Annotated in this window: 34 protein-coding genes and 1 other RNA gene; 22 read left to right on the top strand and 13 right to left on the bottom strand. The window is 29.7% G+C overall.

Annotated features, from left to right (window positions below; all coding sequences use genetic code 11):
* Positions 1-52: 52 nt before the first annotated feature.
* From HA149_RS03740 to HA149_RS03725, 5 genes are all read right to left on the bottom strand, one after another.
* The gene (locus HA149_RS03740) at positions 53-1,108 is read right to left on the bottom strand and encodes a potassium channel family protein (protein ID WP_011376270.1); all 1,056 of its coding nucleotides are present in this window, start codon (positions 1,106-1,108) and stop codon (positions 53-55) included.
* 183 nt (positions 1,109-1,291) lie between these two features.
* Positions 1,292-1,423 (bottom strand): hypothetical protein, encoded by a 132-nt coding sequence (locus HA149_RS09575; protein ID WP_011818220.1) that lies wholly within the window; start codon positions 1,421-1,423, stop codon positions 1,292-1,294.
* Between the two features lie 77 nt (positions 1,424-1,500).
* Entirely contained in the window at positions 1,501-1,854 is a 354-nt protein-coding gene (locus HA149_RS03735) for a DUF1499 domain-containing protein (protein WP_209113145.1), read from the bottom strand.
* 120 nt (positions 1,855-1,974) lie between these two features.
* On the bottom strand, positions 1,975-2,112 hold the full coding sequence (locus HA149_RS03730) for a hypothetical protein (RefSeq protein ID WP_209113143.1): 138 nt from the start codon (positions 2,110-2,112) through the stop codon (positions 1,975-1,977).
* A 96-nt stretch (positions 2,113-2,208) separates the two neighbouring features.
* The gene (locus HA149_RS03725; protein WP_079339727.1) at positions 2,209-2,592 is read right to left on the bottom strand and encodes a DUP family protein; all 384 of its coding nucleotides are present in this window, start codon (positions 2,590-2,592) and stop codon (positions 2,209-2,211) included.
* 283 nt (positions 2,593-2,875) lie between these two features.
* Here HA149_RS03725 and HA149_RS03720 point away from each other — a divergent pair, with 283 nt between their 5' ends.
* Both HA149_RS03720 and HA149_RS03715 read left to right on the top strand, forming a co-directional pair.
* The gene (locus HA149_RS03720; protein WP_011818215.1) at positions 2,876-3,187 is read left to right on the top strand and encodes a DUF3303 domain-containing protein; all 312 of its coding nucleotides are present in this window, start codon (positions 2,876-2,878) and stop codon (positions 3,185-3,187) included.
* A 95-nt stretch (positions 3,188-3,282) separates the two neighbouring features.
* Positions 3,283-3,477, top strand: coding sequence for a hypothetical protein (locus tag HA149_RS03715; RefSeq protein WP_209113140.1), 195 nt, complete (start codon positions 3,283-3,285; stop codon positions 3,475-3,477).
* Positions 3,478-3,497: 20 nt separating this feature from the next.
* Here HA149_RS03715 and HA149_RS03710 read toward each other — a convergent pair whose 3' ends face one another.
* Complete coding sequence (locus tag HA149_RS03710; protein WP_209113138.1) at positions 3,498-3,740, bottom strand: hypothetical protein; 243 nt, start codon at positions 3,738-3,740, stop codon at positions 3,498-3,500.
* A gap of 22 nt (positions 3,741-3,762) precedes the next feature.
* A complete protein-coding gene (locus HA149_RS03705) occupies positions 3,763-3,999 on the bottom strand; it encodes a hypothetical protein (protein WP_209113136.1) in 237 nt (78 codons plus the stop codon).
* A gap of 534 nt (positions 4,000-4,533) precedes the next feature.
* On the opposite strand from HA149_RS03705, the gene HA149_RS09570 reads away from it, so the two are divergent.
* The 5 genes from HA149_RS09570 (at position 4,534) to HA149_RS03685 (ending at position 5,931) form a co-directional block, all read left to right on the top strand.
* Entirely contained in the window at positions 4,534-4,659 is a 126-nt protein-coding gene (locus HA149_RS09570) for a hypothetical protein (RefSeq protein WP_280634142.1), read from the top strand.
* 274 nt (positions 4,660-4,933) lie between these two features.
* Complete coding sequence (locus HA149_RS03700; RefSeq protein ID WP_209113134.1) at positions 4,934-5,185, top strand: molecular chaperone DnaJ; 252 nt, start codon at positions 4,934-4,936, stop codon at positions 5,183-5,185.
* 16 nt (positions 5,186-5,201) lie between these two features.
* Positions 5,202-5,357: a hypothetical protein gene (locus HA149_RS03695; protein WP_012007524.1), complete on the top strand. Its 156-nt coding sequence runs from the start codon at positions 5,202-5,204 to the stop codon at positions 5,355-5,357.
* Positions 5,358-5,449: 92 nt separating this feature from the next.
* Entirely contained in the window at positions 5,450-5,677 is a 228-nt protein-coding gene (locus HA149_RS03690) for a hypothetical protein (RefSeq protein WP_209113132.1), read from the top strand.
* Entirely contained in the window at positions 5,677-5,931 is a 255-nt protein-coding gene (locus tag HA149_RS03685) for a hypothetical protein (RefSeq protein ID WP_209113130.1), read from the top strand. Before HA149_RS03690 ends, HA149_RS03685 begins: the two co-directional genes overlap by 1 nt.
* Positions 5,932-6,466: 535 nt before the next feature.
* Here HA149_RS03685 and HA149_RS03680 read toward each other — a convergent pair.
* The gene (locus HA149_RS03680) at positions 6,467-7,132 is read right to left on the bottom strand and encodes an SDR family oxidoreductase (RefSeq protein ID WP_209113128.1); all 666 of its coding nucleotides are present in this window, start codon (positions 7,130-7,132) and stop codon (positions 6,467-6,469) included.
* Positions 7,133-7,304: 172 nt separating this feature from the next.
* Here HA149_RS03680 and HA149_RS03675 point away from each other — a divergent pair, with 172 nt between their 5' ends.
* The 8 genes from HA149_RS03675 (at position 7,305) to HA149_RS03640 (ending at position 9,903) form a co-directional block, all read left to right on the top strand.
* Positions 7,305-7,511 (top strand): hypothetical protein, encoded by a 207-nt coding sequence (locus HA149_RS03675; RefSeq protein ID WP_209113126.1) that lies wholly within the window; start codon positions 7,305-7,307, stop codon positions 7,509-7,511.
* Positions 7,512-7,577: 66 nt separating this feature from the next.
* The gene (locus HA149_RS03670) at positions 7,578-7,769 is read left to right on the top strand and encodes a hypothetical protein (RefSeq protein ID WP_209113124.1); all 192 of its coding nucleotides are present in this window, start codon (positions 7,578-7,580) and stop codon (positions 7,767-7,769) included.
* Positions 7,759-7,968: a hypothetical protein gene (locus tag HA149_RS03665; RefSeq protein ID WP_209113122.1), complete on the top strand. Its 210-nt coding sequence runs from the start codon at positions 7,759-7,761 to the stop codon at positions 7,966-7,968. Before HA149_RS03670 ends, HA149_RS03665 begins: the two co-directional genes overlap by 11 nt.
* A 182-nt stretch (positions 7,969-8,150) precedes the next feature.
* Entirely contained in the window at positions 8,151-8,363 is a 213-nt protein-coding gene (locus tag HA149_RS03660) for a TIGR02450 family Trp-rich protein (RefSeq protein WP_209113120.1), read from the top strand.
* Between the two features lie 98 nt (positions 8,364-8,461).
* Positions 8,462-8,635, top strand: coding sequence for a hypothetical protein (locus HA149_RS03655; RefSeq protein WP_198930216.1), 174 nt, complete (start codon positions 8,462-8,464; stop codon positions 8,633-8,635).
* Between the two features lie 528 nt (positions 8,636-9,163).
* Positions 9,164-9,418, top strand: coding sequence for a chlorophyll a/b-binding protein (locus HA149_RS03650; RefSeq protein WP_209113118.1), 255 nt, complete (start codon positions 9,164-9,166; stop codon positions 9,416-9,418).
* A 98-nt stretch (positions 9,419-9,516) separates the two neighbouring features.
* A complete protein-coding gene (locus HA149_RS03645; protein WP_209113116.1) occupies positions 9,517-9,714 on the top strand; it encodes a hypothetical protein in 198 nt (65 codons plus the stop codon).
* A 6-nt stretch (positions 9,715-9,720) separates the two neighbouring features.
* Entirely contained in the window at positions 9,721-9,903 is a 183-nt protein-coding gene (locus HA149_RS03640; protein ID WP_209113114.1) for a hypothetical protein, read from the top strand.
* A gap of 730 nt (positions 9,904-10,633) precedes the next feature.
* Here HA149_RS03640 and HA149_RS03635 read toward each other — a convergent pair.
* Positions 10,634-10,924, bottom strand: a complete 291-nt coding sequence (locus HA149_RS03635; protein ID WP_209113112.1) for a DUF1651 domain-containing protein — start codon at positions 10,922-10,924, stop codon at positions 10,634-10,636.
* 191 nt (positions 10,925-11,115) lie between these two features.
* Here HA149_RS03635 and HA149_RS03630 point away from each other — a divergent pair, with 191 nt between their 5' ends.
* The 4 genes from HA149_RS03630 to HA149_RS03615 all read left to right on the top strand — a co-directional run bounded on the left by HA149_RS03630 (position 11,116) and on the right by HA149_RS03615 (position 12,668).
* Positions 11,116-11,352 (top strand): hypothetical protein, encoded by a 237-nt coding sequence (locus HA149_RS03630; protein WP_209113110.1) that lies wholly within the window; start codon positions 11,116-11,118, stop codon positions 11,350-11,352.
* 70 nt (positions 11,353-11,422) lie between these two features.
* Positions 11,423-11,680 carry a Notch domain-containing protein gene (locus HA149_RS03625; protein WP_209113108.1) on the top strand — a complete coding sequence of 86 codons (258 nt, stop codon included), beginning with the start codon at positions 11,423-11,425 and terminating at the stop codon, positions 11,678-11,680.
* A 31-nt stretch (positions 11,681-11,711) separates the two neighbouring features.
* Complete coding sequence (locus tag HA149_RS03620) at positions 11,712-11,918, top strand: hypothetical protein (RefSeq protein ID WP_209113106.1); 207 nt, start codon at positions 11,712-11,714, stop codon at positions 11,916-11,918.
* Positions 11,919-12,668, top strand: coding sequence for an NAD-dependent DNA ligase (locus HA149_RS03615; RefSeq protein ID WP_209113104.1), 750 nt, complete (start codon positions 11,919-11,921; stop codon positions 12,666-12,668).
* Positions 12,669-12,791: 123 nt separating this feature from the next.
* Here the strand turns inward: HA149_RS03615 and HA149_RS03610 are convergent, their stop codons facing one another.
* From HA149_RS03610 to HA149_RS03600, 3 genes are read right to left on the bottom strand one after another with little or no spacing between them, the layout of a single operon-like run.
* Positions 12,792-12,959, bottom strand: coding sequence for a hypothetical protein (locus HA149_RS03610; protein WP_209113968.1), 168 nt, complete (start codon positions 12,957-12,959; stop codon positions 12,792-12,794).
* Entirely contained in the window at positions 12,934-13,074 is a 141-nt protein-coding gene (locus tag HA149_RS03605) for a hypothetical protein (RefSeq protein ID WP_193741858.1), read from the bottom strand. Before HA149_RS03605 ends, HA149_RS03610 begins: the two co-directional genes overlap by 26 nt.
* Positions 13,071-13,370 (bottom strand): DUF1651 domain-containing protein, encoded by a 300-nt coding sequence (locus HA149_RS03600; protein WP_209113102.1) that lies wholly within the window; start codon positions 13,368-13,370, stop codon positions 13,071-13,073. Before HA149_RS03600 ends, HA149_RS03605 begins: the two co-directional genes overlap by 4 nt.
* 262 nt (positions 13,371-13,632) lie before the next feature.
* On the opposite strand from HA149_RS03600, the gene HA149_RS03595 reads away from it, so the two are divergent.
* The 3 genes from HA149_RS03595 to HA149_RS03585 all read left to right on the top strand — a co-directional run bounded on the left by HA149_RS03595 (position 13,633) and on the right by HA149_RS03585 (position 15,970).
* Entirely contained in the window at positions 13,633-14,154 is a 522-nt protein-coding gene (locus tag HA149_RS03595; protein ID WP_209113100.1) for a hypothetical protein, read from the top strand.
* Between the two features lie 60 nt (positions 14,155-14,214).
* Entirely contained in the window at positions 14,215-15,576 is a 1,362-nt protein-coding gene (locus tag HA149_RS09645) for a S1C family serine protease (protein WP_209113098.1), read from the top strand.
* A 223-nt stretch (positions 15,577-15,799) separates the two neighbouring features.
* Entirely contained in the window at positions 15,800-15,970 is a 171-nt protein-coding gene (locus HA149_RS03585) for a hypothetical protein (RefSeq protein ID WP_209113096.1), read from the top strand.
* Between the two features lie 414 nt (positions 15,971-16,384).
* On the opposite strand, the gene ssrS is transcribed toward HA149_RS03585, so the two are convergent.
* Positions 16,385-16,569, bottom strand: a non-coding RNA gene (gene ssrS / locus HA149_RS03580) — 6S RNA.
* Positions 16,570-16,580 lie beyond the last annotated feature (11 nt).

Here is a 16,580-nt window from a genome sequence, read left to right as displayed (position 1 = left end):
TTTAATAAATTAAAAAATTGAAAGATTTATATATCAAATTATTTTGATATATCTATTTTAATAGCTCTACCGCTACGACAAGATTTCCTAATAATCCGTTCAAAATATTTAGTTGTTCTTTACTACCAAATGCTATTAATACCTGACCTGGCTGAAGTATAAAGTTACCACCAGGATTAGTGAACAACTTTTCATTTTCTTTAATAGCTAAAATTTTTGCACCGCTTTTTTTACCTATTCCAAGTTCAGAAAGTGATCTTTTCTCTGCAGTTTCAAAAAGACTAATATCATTACTTAATTCAAATTCTTCAATTTCACATTCACTTCCAGCAAGAAGATCTAGAAAGTCAATAGCAATAGGTCTTAATGCCATGGATGCCATTGCTCTTCCAGCTGCGATATAAGGACTTACAACTATACTTGCACCAGCTAATCTCAACTTACTTGCAGCTTCTTCAGTTCCAGCTCTTGCAATTACTCTTATAGAACTTCTTATTCCTTTGGCGCTTAAAACGACATATAAATTAGCCGCATCATTAGGTAAGGTAACAACCAAACTTTTGCATTTTTCTAATCCTGCTAGTTTTAAAGTCTCGTCAAGAGTTGCATCAGCACAAAGAACTTCTAAACCATTTTCTTCCGCAATCTTTTTTCTATCTTCATCGCTCTCAACCACAATAATTGGAATATTTTGCGTTTTTATTTGGTTAGATATTTCCTGACCTACCCTCCCATATCCGCACAAAATTACATGATTTTCCATTTTTCTAAGAAGTCTTTTAAAACGTAATTCGTTTACTCTTTGAAAATAGCCAGATTCGAATAATCTAACAGCTTTTTGAAAGGTAAATTGAATAAAGATCAATCCGCCAACGATTACTAAAACAGTTACGATTCTGCCTTCAGGACTTAAAGGTTGAACTTCTCCAAAACCAATAGTGGTTATTGTGATTAGAACCATCCATAAGCAATCACTCCATTCCCACCCCTCTGTTATTCGATAGCCAATTGCACCTAAAAAAAACAGAAAGAATAAAGAATAAATAAGACCAAACCAAGGCCTTAAATAGTCTTTAATAAAATAGAACTCAAATAATCTAAGCTTCATATCCCTTATTATCGTTAACTATTCAAAAATTTCAAAAAAATTTTCTATTATGTTCCTAAAACTATTTATTTGTTGAAGTGAAATACATATTAAGCAGGATAATAATATTTATTTTCGTAGCTGTATGCATTAAACAAATGATTACTGTCTCAGGTCTCTTTTAATGCTTCATTAAAAATTAATTCAAGGTTTTACTTGTACTGATTCAATAAGAAAATCAGAAGCTGCTTTTAACCAATCAGCGACGGTAAGACGAAGGTCAGGTTGAGAATATACAAGTGCGACAATAATTCCAACTAAGATTATCTTTACCATGGCAATTCAAATATTCTTATGAATTAAAGCACACCTATTTAGTAAAAAGAACCTTAAATTTATAAAAAACAGATTAATTAAAATTGCTCTAATTGATTAAACAAGTATTCCACTCTTCTTAGATTAACGCCTAAATCTGATTGACCTAATCTGGCTGCAGATCTTATCTGAATGATTCCTTTAGATCTATCTACATAACTTCTTACATCAAGCTTTAAAATTTCAAGGTCATCAGGAAATCTAAAAATCAAGCTCCTACAAACACCTCTCCAATAATTCCTTCCACTTTCAATAACTTCTGTACGAGGTAAACCTTCTGCCAGAGAAACAAGTTGAATAAACTTTTGATCAACATTTATTAGTTTCTTTTCTACTAAGACACTATTTAATGGATTGGTTATTGGAGCAAGACCTTGAATGGAGGAAACCATATTTTTAAGAAAGATATAGATGTTCTAACCGATTGCATACACAAAGTGAGAGAAAAAAGTAAATAAATTCCCCATAAATTTAATCTCTTTATAAAGATTCCTTATTTTTTGATCAAAATTCTAAAATTTGAGATTTTTAATTGTTTTTTTTGATAGAGATGGTTGTCTACCTTTATTACTAGTTAGTTTCCTAACCCATAAAAAAACTCCCACAAACAAAAAAATTTCAACAATAATTCCAACCTTTATTAGACTCATTTTTTATCCTCTTTCTTCTTGTTGGTGCCCTCAATGTATGGCACAAGAATATTTAATAACCACTTTTTAAATGAATTTAACGGTTTCATAATCTTTTTACTTACCTTTTCTCCACAAACTCCTCCCTTTAATGAGATCCTCTATATTTGGCCAAGCTGCTATTAATTCTTTAAGTGCCTTTCTGTTAGGAGTATAGAAAACACATGACAATGCACTTATTACATAAAGTATGAACCATAACTTACTTTCTGAATAAGCTAAAAACAATGAGAAAAGAAAACTTCCAATAAAGAAAAAGAAAAATGACCTATTTAATATTTCTAATGGAGTTCTTTTGAGTCTGTAGAATTTAATCTTTTTAATATCTTCTTCAGTATCTTTCTGAAATTTACTTTCGTACGAATTAATTATTTCTTCTTCTAGAACTTTTTCATACTCTAAATTATCAATTGGATCACTTTGATCCTTTTTATTTATCATTGGTATCTATACAGTACAAATATGGTAACTAATTTAAGGTATTTTAAAAAGTATCAAATTTTATCTGTTAACTGGAGCTATACGAACAGATCATGGTTTTGAAAATACTTCAAGATTGTCTTATTTATAAAAGATAAATTAGTCAAAATATTCTTTTTAATTTTCCCAAATTTTTCGGTCATTTAAAACAATCACTTCTATAAACTTCATAGCATTAATTAAATTGGGAGGCAATATCTAAATCTAGAGTTAAAATGGTTTAGAGATTTTAACAATAATCTATATGCAAAGGTATTTGATTTCCTACGAATTTACAGATGGCGAGGATCAAGAAGAAGGGGCAGAAATGCTAATTAATTGGTACGAATCAGGTGGTCCCCAAAACAGACCTGAAAACTATGAGGTTCATTCTTGGATTTTTATGGTTCAAAATGGGATTGGACATTCTGTAGTGAGTGCAGATTCTCTTGAGACAATTTGGAAGCAATGGCATCCCTGGAGAAGGTTAATGGATATAAGTATTCAGCCTTGTATGGATCTTGATGAGACAGTCGGATTATTCAAAAAACAAAAAATGAATACACGGATAGTCTAAAAGTATTTCTAACTTCTAAATATAAATTTTTTTTTAGTAGCGCCTTATACTACATACATATTTCACTGCGTTAAAAAGGATAAGATTAATTTTCCATGATGAATGATTCTTATCACATTTACTTCAAAGGAGAAATTCTTTTCAAGAATTTAAGTAAAGATGAATTTGAATTTGTTTGGGGGAAACTTTATACATCTTATATAAATGCCCTAAATAAAGAGCTAACCTACGAATTAATTAGTGAAAACAATATTACTGAGACGGCCTTTAACCTTGAGCCATCTTACTAAATCAAGAACTAAATCCTAGATTATGAATAAAACAAGAAAAGCTGTCTCTCTTTTATTTTGAGATAATCTTTTTCTTCTTTGCTTATATCCAAAGCAATTTTATTTGCCTCAATTTCGACGTTCGAACTATAAGTTTCAAAGTTCTCATCTTTTTTAAATAGGGCAACAATACCAATATCTGTTATAAACCAAATAAAGTGATCAGTTTCACCAATTGGCTCCTCTTTTAAAGAGTCAATTATCAAATCACTTGTCGAATCCATTTAATTTTTCTGTTAAAGACTTTTAAATGCCCCCATTGCAATACCTTACCGCCTCTGAATTAGTACCACCATCTTCAATAATTTCGTCAACACATTTATTAAAAAGTTTAGACTCTTTTTTTACTGAACAGAATCCAAAAGCAATAGCAGCTAAAGCTAGTGCAGATACGAAACTAGAACCAAGTTGTATAAAACCATAGGCAAACATAATGTTTTTCTTCCCAGAACATTTTTTTGAATCCTTTTTTTCTTCTGTCATTTTAAATATTTAACTCATACAAACCTATTTGATTAATCTTGCGTTTGGGAAGTGTTGCCATAGAGAAAACCGAATCAAGACTTAATTTAAACAGATGAGACAAAATTTCAAAAATTCAAGTTTCCTTTTGTTTTTCTTAACTTTAATTGTCAATTTGATACATCATTCAAAAATAAATTTTTTAATTTTTTCTCAACACTAGTTTCTAGTAAAAATCCTTTTTATCAATATAAAAGTAATGATCCCACAGTTATAACAATAGATTATGAAGCATCTTAAACTATATTTAAACTTTTCTTGATGAAGTATTAATACTTAAAAATTATTCCAGAAAAGCTTGTTTTGATCATGCTCCCCGAGAGTTATCCACTTTTTTAGTGTTTTTCAACAGGGTTTTCCACAATATGTTGATTGAATTAAATCTTCTATGTGCAAAATAAAATATTTTCTCTTTTTTAAAAAAAATATCCACATTTTGTTTTGACGATCAGTAGGATTTAAATTGTCTTTTTTTTTTGATTGACTTTTAAAATTATGAATACTAATAAAATTAAAAAAAATCCGACTATTGAAATCAAAGAAAAATTTAAGAAATCAAAGTTTGATGTACTTACTAACGAAAATGATTTTTTAGTTAAAAATTTAAAAAAAGCTGGATAGTCTCCTAGATTCACCAAAATTATATTTTTTCAAGCAATCTTTTTAATTTATAGTTTGTTTTTAGATATTTCAAATGAATTCATCAAATATAAATTTTCTATTAAAAATAAAAAAATATTACTCCTACAATAAACATTAAAAAAAAATATCCGTTATATTAGTTAAATCTCAACATGAGATCAGATTAGAAATATAAACGGTAAATTTATAGGGCTTATTTTAATTATTTATTGCTTCTTTTTACCAATATTTGAAAACTAGTTTCATTTAAAAGATGAATACCCAAGAACTTAAAGTCAACTACAAAAAGCTTTTAAACAAAGCTGCTAAAGCAAACGGTCGAAAAGAAACTGTTTCTTATTTAAATCGAGCTGCTAAAATCCAGTCAAAACTATACTCAACTTCTAAAGTAAATTGCTTCAGATGTAATGGAGCAGGTTTTCTAAGAATTTCATTAGATGAGACTAAAACGTGTCTATCTTGCTATGGAAAGGGTTTTTTAGTTCAAGAAATACCTGAGCTTTAGAACATTTTTTTTATTAATGAAAGATCTCATTCAAGCTCATAAAAAATTAATTAAAACAGTCAAAGAACAAATGGGTTTTTCAGATTATGGTATGTACTGGCTAGCTTTCTTGGAAGGAGGATTAACTATATGGTTGCTGGATAGAATATTTTTCCACTGGTTAAAGTTTTAATTTTGATTTAACATCAAAAAAAATTCTATAGGTATTAAATAAATTAATTTATCGAAACCATTTAAAAAGTTGTAGCATAGTAAAAAACCAATATGCAATTACTGGGATTAATTCTTTTACTAGCTAGTAGCTGGTACTTATGGAAATTAACATCAAACTTTCTTGATGAACCAACAAAAAAAGAGCTGATAAATAGTTTTAATAATCTCAAAAATCAATTCTCTAAGGGCAAACAAAACTTCTCTAAAGCAAAAATAAGTGAAGCTTGGGAAAAATATAAAGAAGAAGGTGGAGCCTTATCTAATAAAGACAAAAGCTAGTGGACTTTTTTATTATTACAAGACTCACTAAAGATATTTCTAGAATTGATCTGTTTGGTATTTTGATTGGTCATTTAATCTTTGGTGTTGCATTGACGCAGCTTTTAGATTGGACGTGGTTGAAGAACCTTATGAGCGAAGAAGATAAAAAAAAGATGCTTAAAAGTTATACATGGAAAGACTTATTAGTTGATGGAGCAATTGTTACGGTAGTTCTAGGAATAATCTTTTTAGTAATTAGCATTTTTCTATAAATGAACGTAACTTACATACTTTTAGTTTTTTTAATGATCTCAATTGTGATTTTCACTCAAATAATAAATGCCTCCGACAAAAATCAGAATAAATGACAGAAGTAACTAGCAACTCCTCAACTGGGTGGTATTTAATCGCTTTGGTGAGCACTATATCTTTTTTAGCCTTAATATATTTTGGCCAAAAAAGATAGCATACACCTTGAAAGATTATTGAAATTCATAAAAAAAACTCTGCAACTCCTTGAGAAGCAGAGCTTTTAATTATGAAGTGACTGATTTATATAAATCTATTGATTATAAAACCTTTTTTCTTTATCAAAGAAAAAGAGACCGATGAATGTGATGAAGATACTGAATTCACGGTCCCTTTGATAACCGCATTTTTCGGTAGATACGACAATGAATCACCTCCTTTACTAATGTTTTTTTAAAGATAACTAAAAGAATGAAACAAGGAAAGAAATATGTTAAAAATTTAAAAGTTTTTTAACAAATCTAATATATAAATCTCTTAAAAATAAAAATATAGATATTACCAAGGCAAAACTTCTCCGTTGGCATGCCAAAACGTGCCCGAGTTATTTTTATTTAGAGAATCAATACGTTTTAAAAGGCCATTTACTGATTCTTCAGGACTAATTCCATTTCTTGTAAAGCCAGTCATTCTTGTACTTACTAATCCAGGATGCAAAATAGCTACATAAATATCTTCTCTTGATAAATCCATGGAAAGTGATTTTGCTGCCATGGACAAGGCTACCTTAGACATCCTGTAACCATAAGAACTTCCAGATGTATTATCTTCAATAGATCCCATTCTACTTGTGATAAAAGCAACTTTAGAAGATCTTTTTAAAAGATGTTTAAGAGATTGAGTCATACATATTGGGCTCAATGCATTGACTTCAAATTGCCGCAAAATACTTTTTTTATCTAAGTTTTCGAAAGAATTAAATTCATAAATTCCTGCATTATGAATTAAGCAATCTAATTTAACGCCAGATAGTTTTTTACACAAATTTGTTATCGACTCATCAGAAGAAATTTCTATATTCTCTTCGATTCTCACTCCTAAATCTTTAAGTTCTTTTGAAGCTTTCCTACAAGTTGCAATTACATTTTCTCCCCTCTTATGAATTTGCCTACAAAGTTCTAATCCAATCCCCCTATTTGATCCTGTAATTAGATAAGTCGACATCTCTGAACTAAAAAATAAAAATAATCTAAATCCAAAAATAAAAAAAGGAAACTAGAAAAAGAAAAAATTTATAAAATTCCTTATAAAATTTTTTAAGGTTATAATAAATTTTAATATTTAAAAGATTTTATAAAAAGAAAATAAAGATATTTTTATCATCAAAATTTAATGTATGGAAATTTCCAATCAAGAATTTATACAACAGCTTATTAGCTTAACGTGGAGAAATCCAGCTTTCATGGCTATAGCTATTGCATTAGTTTGGCTTATCCCACAATTATTTATCAGAAAAATAATGGCAAAAAAATTTGAACGAAGAAAAATAGAAATTCAGAAAAATAAAATTCAGAAGCTTTACCCAACTAATACTTCTAAATAAGATTTTTATTTATAAGATGATTTAATGAATCAAAAAAAAATATACTTTTTTTCATCTAAGTAAAATATGACCTACAAAATAATTAGAATTGATGGAAAGGATGACGAATTAACCGTTCAAAGTTTTGATAAGTATTCAGATGCATACGATTTGTTAGAGGAACTATATGGAGATTTATGTTGTTCAGATGCTGATTATGTAGACATAACCTATTACGATATTGTGGAAAATAATTTAAAAAATATTAATGGAGAATAAAAAATGGGCTCCCTCCCAAGAAGAAAATTTAGGGGTAATAACGAGTGTTTATGAATTCATTAAAGAAGAACTTTCAGAACTTCAAAGAGAAACTGGATGCCCCGATTCATTTATTTATGATTTTGTTGGCAAAATTCAGAATGAATGGCATCCTGAATCTTGCCACTCCATAGTTAGAAATAAAAAAAGGAAAAATTAGAAAATATTAAATCTTCAACTCAAATTTATAAATCTTCTTTAATATAACTTGAATTTAAAAATACTAAATCATGATTATTAGAATACTAGGTATCGTACTTATTCTTGGTACTATTGCATATTATGGTTTAGTTTTGACTGGGCAAAGCAAGCTTTAGTTTTTTTAGCTCTTAAAAATTTCTCATGAAATGGCCTCCTACTCTTTGTTGGACAGCACCAAAAAATATTAATGGTAATAGGCATTTTCAAGTTAAAGCTTATGGTGGTAAAAATGAAGATAGATGGGTTGATATTTTTCCTACCAAAAATAAAAAAGATATTAAAAGGATCTCATGGACAAAACTAAAATCAGAATGGACTTCTGGATGGTTAAGGCTCCCAAAAGATAAAGATTAATTTGTTTTTGTAAACAAATATTATTAACCAGAAAAATGTAAAAAATAATACCTAATACAAAAAAAATAACTTCTAAAATTTCTAAAAAGTTGCTTAATATGAAGCCAGAACCGAAGAAAAAACTCCCTAATAAAAAAATTATAAGTTCAGCAAAATTTGAGGCTAAAGAACAATTCACAAAATCTGCATTAGAAAATTTAAAAACAGAAAATGAAAGACTTGTTAATTCACTAAAAAAATCTGGGGAAATTAAAGAATCAAAAAGAAAATAGACTTACAGTATTAAAAATTTTTTATTATTATATTTATTTATAGGTTAATAAATGATTGAAAAAATCTCTCTAGCAAATTCTCATTTACCTCAACTTATTGGGTTCGTACTCATGGCAATTGGTTATACATTAGGTAATAAATTTTACCTTCCGGAAATCAAACAAAAGTAATAATTTCAAGTTTTTAAAAAATATTTTAAATAAATAACATTGAAAATATATTCTTATTTAGAACTTATCAATACTTTATCTAATTTGGAGAAACAAGACTTTAAAGCTAATTCTGTAATTTAATTAAGACAACACTTAGGATATAACTGACACATAATTGTAACATTTTAGCCCTCAAAAATGTGAAACAGAAAGAAAAAGTAAGAATTCATACTATTTTTTTTAAAATATGTTACATTCTTTAATAATTCAAGTTAAGGTTTCCTCTGTCAATAAAGCAGAAATAAGGAAATGTTTGATACATAAAATTATCATTTACTCTTTGGCTTACTAATTGATCACATATCAAATCTAAAAATGGATGCTCTTACTAGTTTTATAGTTGTTATCATTGCAATCACAATTCAATTTTCTTTATACGCCATCAAAAGGTTGCAGGAACCTTTAGAACCAAATTATTTGATAGATAAAAATTCGATAAAAATTAAAAACTACATGGGTAAATTTTGGAAAAATGCCGAAATAACAAATGGGAGATTAGCTATGATTGGTTTTTTAGCTTTAATAATAAACTACGGTTTTTTTGGCTGGATAATACCTGGTTTTATTTAAACTAAAGATAGAATAAAGTCTTAAAGAGAAATTAATCTCTCGATCAAAACAAACTCTCCTTTTAAAAAAAAAATTTTTATCATAAGTAAAAAAAACAATTGAGTAACTCTGATTTTGATAAAAATGGATTAGACAGCTATGGAATACATTGGCTTCAATATGCTGCTTTTGCTGTCTCTGGTTTTGCTATTTTTACAACCTGGGCATTTTTTTATGATGAAAGATTCCACATCTTTGTAATGAATATTTTTAGGATTATTAACTGCAGTGGGTTCAACTGTAATGGAGTATTTTAAAATTCTATGGCTAATCCAGATCAAAAAACAATATTAATTGATAATGCTTATGAGGAAATAAAAAACATTTGTATAAATCTTCAAAAAGATACTGATGCTTCGAATTCAGAAGTTAAAAGTTTATTAAAACTAATTATGAATGAATGGGAAGAAAAGGAAGGGCAAAAAACTGGTTTTGGGTTCAGGTAAAGTTAACCATTATCTACAATTATCTTTGGCTTCAAATCATTTTAATATGAACAAATTTTTTACATTTATAATTTTATATTCATAATTTCGTCCCTTTTAAAATAATTAAAAAGGAATGAATCTCAAAAAGAAAATTCATTCCAGATTTAGCATTAGTTTTATCTAGATTTAAATTTTATGAACTAACTCCTCTGGTGGACTGTCAATCATTAGATCCCTCCTACTCGACAAGTTAAACCTAGGCCTTACTTATTAAGAAAGTAAATCAGTAAAAATGCTGATTTATTATTTTCTAAAATGTTTGTATTAAAGAAGCCAATTCTGGTGCATCTAATAAAAGTGCAAAAAATGTAAGCACAACTAATAAAAATATTGAAAAGTAAAATTGAATCATGGTTCAAAATTACTTAAAAGAAATTTTTTAAGTTGTATAAAATAATGCTTTGTTTACATAATTAAATATATCTACTTAGAAAATTTTAATTAGAGAATAATTAAGATAATTCAGGAGAAAATATCGTCCTATTTTCTTGCCAATATTCACAACCTTTAAGTAAATGATCACCCTGTGGTATGCGTTTTTCATATCTTGGACAGATCAAGACAGTAGCAAAAGTTTCTGTGGTGCTGTATCGAAAGTGATTGCAGGTAATACAAATCTTTGTTCGTTTTCGTTTTAAGGTAGATTCTTTTAGATATTCCCAGTTTACGGGATTTACCTTGATCATATTTACTGGAATTTATTAGTAACAATTTGCCAACCTCCTGAAATTAATTCATTCCATGTTTCACAAGCACACTCAATAGAATGAAGTCTTGAATTTTTAAGTTGGGCTGGTTCACCTAATTCATTTGCATAGAAAAGGTGAGTATATACTTTTAAGTTATTAGAAACATATTTCTTATAACTCTCAAAAAAAATTAATAAACCACTTTTTTGGTTAAACAGCCAGCCAGTTGGGGGGTCAATAAGGCTGCTACGATAAAAATTAGTCCGAACATTAGCGACTCCTGAAGTCATGAAGATAATACAGTTGTACTATTAATATAAATGTACTACTTGCCGACGTCAAGTATTCCGCCAAACAATTATTTAATTACAAAATTTCTTTCCAGAGATAATCAGCCATAAACTTCTTATTTGGTAATAGGGTATACAAATAACTCCTTCAAAAGGAAAATATCATTAAAGAGTAAATCCAAAAACATAAAATGTATCGAAATCCCTTCTATTTAGGATGGAATAAAGGTTGGTCTTTTTTATTTTTTTTAGAGGGTGGCATTGCAAAAATTGAAGCAAAAGGTTTTGGTATATCTATTACAACAAAAGTTGAGAAAGGAGAATCACTCTTAGAATCTGCCGATAGATTAGTCTGGAAAGAGCAAAGAATTAGAAAATCAAGATATTATTCTTGGGTTAAATCTATTAATGAAAAAACAATAAATTAATCAATCCTTCAATTACTTAAGTAATATTGTTGACAATCAATTTAAAATAGAAATTAGTTATTTATTTTTCGTGTCTAATAAATTTTATGAATGGTGGAAAAACCATAGAAAAGTTGTAACTTATGGAGCATTTATTATCTTGTTTGGTTTTTATTTATTCCCTATTGTAAAAGAAGCAAAATATAAAAACCAATGTATTAAGTATTCTACTAAGGGAGCATTAACTAAATTTAATAAAGACGATATAGGCGAAACTTTATTAGAAGAAACAGGTTTAAATATTGATGAACTAGCGAAGATTGAAGGTTATAAAAATTGCATTAATTAAAAAGTTTGCAAAATTTACGCTGAATTTTTAAATGATTAAGGTTATATTTAAACTTTTTTTATTAATATTATTATTTGGATTTATATCAATTAGTCCAAAAACAAGATATATGATTGGCATATCCCTAAAACAAATTTCTTCATTTCTTTTATGGACTGTTAAATATGAAGATAGAGAAAAATGGATCATAGATAAACCAAGTTGGATACATAGCCAAAAAATTAAGCCATCGTATTAAATGAAGACTTATTTAGAAGAACGCATTGAATGGTATGACGATAATTATAGAAATGGTAATGCTTTAATTTCTGATAAGCAGTTCGACCAACTTGAAAAGAATTTATTAAGAACAAACCCTAATTGTGATTACTTTAAAAAGAAAAATAAACTAGTTTTACCTTCATTAGAAAAGGATTCATTAGATGATTTTTTAAAAGGATTATTAGTAGATACCAGATTATTAATTGAACCGAAAATTGATGGTTGTGCTGTTGCTTTGCAATATAGAGATGGAACCTTGGAGAAAGCAATATCAAGAAAAGGGTCAGACATTACTATTAAACTTATTAAAGTCCAAGACATTCCCACTAATCTCCCTTTACGAGGAGTTCTTCAAGTTAGAGGTGAATTATTTGCGCCCAACCAATGTCCAAATATTTCCCAGAGATTCGCTTCTGGATATCTAAGAGCTAAAGAAGGATTTTCTGAAAGTCTTAGCTTCTGCGCATTTCAAATACTAAATTCAACACTTAACCAATATGAGTCCAAAAAAAGTCTTTCGGAGCTGGGCTTCACGATCCCTCAGGATATTTCATGTAACTATACGAGCCAAGTTCAAGTATTTAGAAAAATGTGGCTAGAAGGGAAGCTTTTTAGGAAATATCCCACAGATGGAATAGTAGTAAAGATAAACTCTAGAAAATTGCAATTAATGAGAGAAAAATCAAATTTAGATTATCCTTATTGGCAAGTGGCAATAAAAAGTTGATGGAATTAGTACACCAGATTTTTCCTACTTGGCATATTTACTTGGACATGTTTTTGGTTGGCTTTGCAACTTACGGTTTTCTAAGAATTAAGAAAAAAATAAAAACTAAATAAAGTTTTTAAATCATTCGTGGTCCTTAAGCATGGATTTAAGTTGTTCCATATCTAATTGCTCGAGATAATTTCTCATTACCAACCAAGATCTTCTGCTTTCTAACTTACCGCTTTGTTTAAATAAATTTGCGGAAACTTCTTCTATCAATTCTTTATGAGTCATATCTATATTCTTCATCAAGTTCAATGACAACACCATTAAAAAATTCTGCTAATAATTTTGATGAGTCTTGAATAGATATCTTTCTATCTACTTTTGATAGTTTCTTTTTGATTGGATTTAAGTTAGTCATACTGATTCAGGTAATTCAAGTTCTTCAAAAGTCCAACCTTCTAATTGAAGGTCATGCCATTTATCCCAAGCATTATCCAAATACATTTGAGTTGATGATTTAATTGCCATTGGCTCACCAAGATTATTTGCATAATAAGTATGAGCAAAGATTCTCATATTATTTCTTGGAGATTTTTTATTCCTTGTAAATAAAATTAATCTGCTGCGGCTTGGGCTAAGCAACCAACCACTTGGGGACTCATTACGATAACCGTAAGAAAAATTAGTCCAAACATTAGCTCCTCCTAAAGTCATTAGTTAGTAATACATATGTACTACTACTATAAATACATTGGCAATGAATCGTCAAGTATTATGGCGAGCGAATTATTGAAACTGATAGAGAATAAAAACAGTCTAGCTATTCCTAAAAAATAAAATACCTATCAAAAGCGTATTTGAACAAGCTTTTGATAGATAAAACCGGATCCCCGTCAGTTCTCTGCTGCATCGACCTGAAAAAGCCATAAACTCATAGAACTCTAATAATAGCTTGAATAACTAGGTTTTCATTGCTATGTTGGTCCTGCATAATGGTCCTGCACAAGTGTCTAGTATCCACCAAAGAAAAGGTAGAACTGGTTATTACATAACAGTTGCGACACCAAAGTCTTTGAGGGCTAAACTTGGGAACTCAATAAGGAAGAAAGTAGGCAATACTCACAAAGAAGCACTCGCGAACAGGTCAAAGGTTGAAGCAGAAATACAACGTCAAATTGGAAAGGAAATAAATCAACTATCACTAGTAGAAGAAGTTCAAGAGAATTATAGAAAGAATGATCTTTCTGAATTACCAAAAGAGGAGAAAGAGATCCTAAAGGATATATATCAAATTAATTTTGATAAAGAAGGAAAACCAACTAACCCTGAAGAGGTAATCAAAATAATACTTCAATTCAAAGAAGAACAAGAAAGAGTAGGAAAGAAAACAAATGATTATTCTGGACTTCAAGCTGCCTTCGGTAATGAACTATATGTTGATGGTGGAGTAGTTAAAACAAGGAAGAAAGATAATCAAGCCAAGGTTAAGAGAACTTAATAGAGGATTGAAGATATTAGAAAGAATCATTATCATACTTGTTAATTAATTAATAGTCTTGTGAAAAGAATAAAAGCTACTTTAATCTCTCTTTCTTATCTTGCTTTTATTGGAATCTCTTCAACTTACGCACCAGAAATATCTGCCGTTAAGATAAATTGCGAATCTCCAGTACATAGAGGTAAGCATAAAGATTGCGTTGATAAAGATGGCAATCCAAGAAGAAAAGAACTTATTGATCCTGATACAGGATTATCAGTTGTTGAACTGGAAAGTGATATTTTATGGAATAGAGTCCCAAAAAGAAGAAAAGTTCCTTACGGACAAATTGTAAAATTAGTTTCTGGATTCGATAAATCTATTGAATATGTAGTTTATGACAGGAACTACAAATTTAGTTACCCTTATGAATCAACTGTTTTTACAAAATGGAGTACTGACTACGTAAGGGGATTATGGTCATTAAAAGCAGGTTGCGGATTATTAGCATGTTCCTATGGATATGAGACTGCGGGAGGAGAAATACCATCTCCATTAGAAATTAAATTTGCAGGTAAAACTTATTCTTTATATGGAGATGATGGAATATTTATGTTGCCGAATGCATTTGTAAATGATGTAAAAAATGCCAAATCATATGATGGCTTATCAATAAGAGTAGATAAAACAGTAGTTCCTATCGGAGAAGAAACAGTAGAAAAAATGTCTGCTCTTTATAAAAAATCTATTAAGCAATGGAAAATTCCAAAAATAAACATAGCTATTAAATCAATTAAAGAAAAACCCTCAATTAGAGAAATAGCAGGGGGATCACTTCCAAGTGTTGTAACAGTAAAAGCAGGAAGTAGCCAAGGCACTGGATTTTTTGTTACTGATGATGGGAAATTAATTACAAATAGACATGTGGTAAGCGGATCTTATAACAAAGAAATCCTAATTGAGACTGTTTCCGGAAGAAGTTACAAAGGCAAGGTAATTTTTGTAAGTAGAGACGATGACTTTGCAATTATTAGTGTTTCTGGAACTAACCTACCAAAAGCTCTTCCTATTTGTTACTCAAACTACCCAACGGCTGGTGAAGATGTCATTGCATTAGGCTCTCCTCTAGGTTTATCAAATACCGTCACCAGAGGAATAGTAAGTGCCGTAAGAAGATCTGGAAATGATTTTGATTCTATTGTTATGGCTGGTTCCTCTTTAATTCAAACTGATGCAGCAATAAATCCAGGAAATAGTGGAGGTCCCTTATTAAATGAGAATGGTGAAGTAATTGGTGTAAATACTTTTGGTAAAACTTCTAGTGAAGGTTTAAATTTTGCTGTATCAATAGTCGATTTACTTCAACGAATAAAAGTGAAAAGACCAGGCGGACTAGATTCATTTGATATGAAATTAAACTCTTGTGGAAATAAATTTAATTGAGATATGAAACGCTTCCTAATCCCACTACTAGCTGCACTTGCTTTACCTACTGCTGTTAATGCAGGAACTGTATGGTTAGTTCTGAGATATCAAGGTATGACAAGTAACCAACCGATTCAATGAAACAATGCGAAGCTTCTGGTCAAAAATATATGAGCAAGAAAAAACTTAGTAAAACTAGGATGCTTTATTGGTGTTTAGAAGGTTCGGACTATTCAAGAGAATGAAAAGATTTCTGCTCCCACCACTTTTCAAACTATTCAATAAAAGCACTTTCCTCTCATCACTGAATCAAAACACCTGCCCTGTTTTAGATACTGAAGAGATCAAAAAGCTAGAACAGAAAGAAGCTATTGAAAGACTATATCCAGATAATTTCAACACAAATTTCTGAGCTCTCATATCGATATAGCAAGGATTCAAATTAACCCCTAAGGGGTCTAGGTAGCTCCTAGAGAAGTTTTAAATTAAAAACTATGTATAAATATATGTTTACCGAGTAGCCAGCGCAGGACCATAGAAGCTCAACAGAACTAAGTCATGCTAATCTTTGCTAGCAATTATGTTGGTCCTGCATACATTGACTTTTTCTTAAAAGAAAAGCCATTAAATAGATAAATATAGAATCAAATTACTTAAAATTTTATCTAAAGCGATCTGTTTCATTAGTTATAGCTTTATTTTGTTAGCAATCACTAATATGGTCCTGCATCTGGTACTGCAACTTGGTCCTGCACCTTGGTCCTGCACACCAAATTCATAAAATAAAAAGACCTATCAAAAGCCTGTTATAACAAGCAGTTTGATAGGTATTACCGGATCCCCGTCAGTTCTCTGCTGCATCGACCTGGAAATGCCAGAAGAGGATTCAAAGTGGGCTTTCGTTTCCGATTACAAGATCGGTTTACTACCGCATCACGACAGTCTCCTCATGTCGAAAGAGAGTCAGATCAGAGCACATAAAGAAGAACTTAACCAAAGATCCAGCAACTTAACTCTAACTT

This window comes from Prochlorococcus marinus XMU1406 (assembly GCF_017696055.1).
GTDB lineage: Bacteria > Cyanobacteriota > Cyanobacteriia > PCC-6307 > Cyanobiaceae > Prochlorococcus_A > Prochlorococcus_A marinus_W.
Note: the sequence above shows the minus strand (reverse complement) of the source record. Positions and strands in the feature narration are given on the sequence as shown.

Bases quoted from the DNA above. Each gene is read 5' to 3' on its own strand.
- HA149_RS03710 (WP_209113138.1), bottom strand. From the start codon at position 3,740: ATGGATTCGACAAGTGATTTGATAATTGACTCTTTAAAAGAGGAGCCA.
- HA149_RS03640 (WP_209113114.1), top strand. From the start codon at position 9,721: ATGGCTAATCCAGATCAAAAAACAATATTAATTGATAATGCTTATGAG.
- HA149_RS03660 (WP_209113120.1), top strand. From the start codon at position 8,151: ATGAAATGGCCTCCTACTCTTTGTTGGACAGCACCAAAAAATATTAAT.
- HA149_RS03650 (WP_209113118.1), top strand. From the start codon at position 9,164: ATGGATGCTCTTACTAGTTTTATAGTTGTTATCATTGCAATCACAATT.
- HA149_RS03585 (WP_209113096.1), top strand. From the start codon at position 15,800: ATGAAAAGATTTCTGCTCCCACCACTTTTCAAACTATTCAATAAAAGC.
- HA149_RS03610 (WP_209113968.1), bottom strand. From the start codon at position 12,959: ATGAAGAATATAGATATGACTCATAAAGAATTGATAGAAGAAGTTTCC.
- HA149_RS03600 (WP_209113102.1), bottom strand. From the start codon at position 13,370: ATGACTTTAGGAGGAGCTAATGTTTGGACTAATTTTTCTTACGGTTAT.
- HA149_RS03715 (WP_209113140.1), top strand. From the start codon at position 3,283: ATGATGAATGATTCTTATCACATTTACTTCAAAGGAGAAATTCTTTTC.
- HA149_RS03665 (WP_209113122.1), top strand. From the start codon at position 7,759: ATGGAGAATAAAAAATGGGCTCCCTCCCAAGAAGAAAATTTAGGGGTA.
- HA149_RS03595 (WP_209113100.1), top strand. From the start codon at position 13,633: ATGTTGGTCCTGCATAATGGTCCTGCACAAGTGTCTAGTATCCACCAA.
- HA149_RS03680 (WP_209113128.1), bottom strand. From the start codon at position 7,132: ATGTCGACTTATCTAATTACAGGATCAAATAGGGGGATTGGATTAGAA.
- HA149_RS03705 (WP_209113136.1), bottom strand. From the start codon at position 3,999: ATGACAGAAGAAAAAAAGGATTCAAAAAAATGTTCTGGGAAGAAAAAC.
- HA149_RS03720 (WP_011818215.1), top strand. From the start codon at position 2,876: ATGCAAAGGTATTTGATTTCCTACGAATTTACAGATGGCGAGGATCAA.
- HA149_RS03725 (WP_079339727.1), bottom strand. From the start codon at position 2,592: ATGATAAATAAAAAGGATCAAAGTGATCCAATTGATAATTTAGAGTAT.
- HA149_RS03675 (WP_209113126.1), top strand. From the start codon at position 7,305: ATGGAAATTTCCAATCAAGAATTTATACAACAGCTTATTAGCTTAACG.
- HA149_RS03605 (WP_193741858.1), bottom strand. From the start codon at position 13,074: ATGACTAACTTAAATCCAATCAAAAAGAAACTATCAAAAGTAGATAGA.
- HA149_RS03735 (WP_209113145.1), bottom strand. From the start codon at position 1,854: ATGGTTTCCTCCATTCAAGGTCTTGCTCCAATAACCAATCCATTAAAT.
- HA149_RS09575 (WP_011818220.1), bottom strand. From the start codon at position 1,423: ATGGTAAAGATAATCTTAGTTGGAATTATTGTCGCACTTGTATATTCT.
- HA149_RS03695 (WP_012007524.1), top strand. From the start codon at position 5,202: ATGAAAGATCTCATTCAAGCTCATAAAAAATTAATTAAAACAGTCAAA.
- HA149_RS03655 (WP_198930216.1), top strand. From the start codon at position 8,462: ATGAAGCCAGAACCGAAGAAAAAACTCCCTAATAAAAAAATTATAAGT.
- HA149_RS03730 (WP_209113143.1), bottom strand. From the start codon at position 2,112: ATGAGTCTAATAAAGGTTGGAATTATTGTTGAAATTTTTTTGTTTGTG.
- HA149_RS03635 (WP_209113112.1), bottom strand. From the start codon at position 10,924: ATGACTTCAGGAGTCGCTAATGTTCGGACTAATTTTTATCGTAGCAGC.
- HA149_RS03670 (WP_209113124.1), top strand. From the start codon at position 7,578: ATGACCTACAAAATAATTAGAATTGATGGAAAGGATGACGAATTAACC.
- HA149_RS03615 (WP_209113104.1), top strand. From the start codon at position 11,919: ATGAAGACTTATTTAGAAGAACGCATTGAATGGTATGACGATAATTAT.
- HA149_RS03690 (WP_209113132.1), top strand. From the start codon at position 5,450: ATGCAATTACTGGGATTAATTCTTTTACTAGCTAGTAGCTGGTACTTA.
- HA149_RS03630 (WP_209113110.1), top strand. From the start codon at position 11,116: ATGTATCGAAATCCCTTCTATTTAGGATGGAATAAAGGTTGGTCTTTT.
- HA149_RS03700 (WP_209113134.1), top strand. From the start codon at position 4,934: ATGAATACCCAAGAACTTAAAGTCAACTACAAAAAGCTTTTAAACAAA.
- HA149_RS03740 (WP_011376270.1), bottom strand. From the start codon at position 1,108: ATGAAGCTTAGATTATTTGAGTTCTATTTTATTAAAGACTATTTAAGG.
- HA149_RS03620 (WP_209113106.1), top strand. From the start codon at position 11,712: ATGATTAAGGTTATATTTAAACTTTTTTTATTAATATTATTATTTGGA.
- HA149_RS09570 (WP_280634142.1), top strand. From the start codon at position 4,534: ATGAATACTAATAAAATTAAAAAAAATCCGACTATTGAAATCAAAGAA.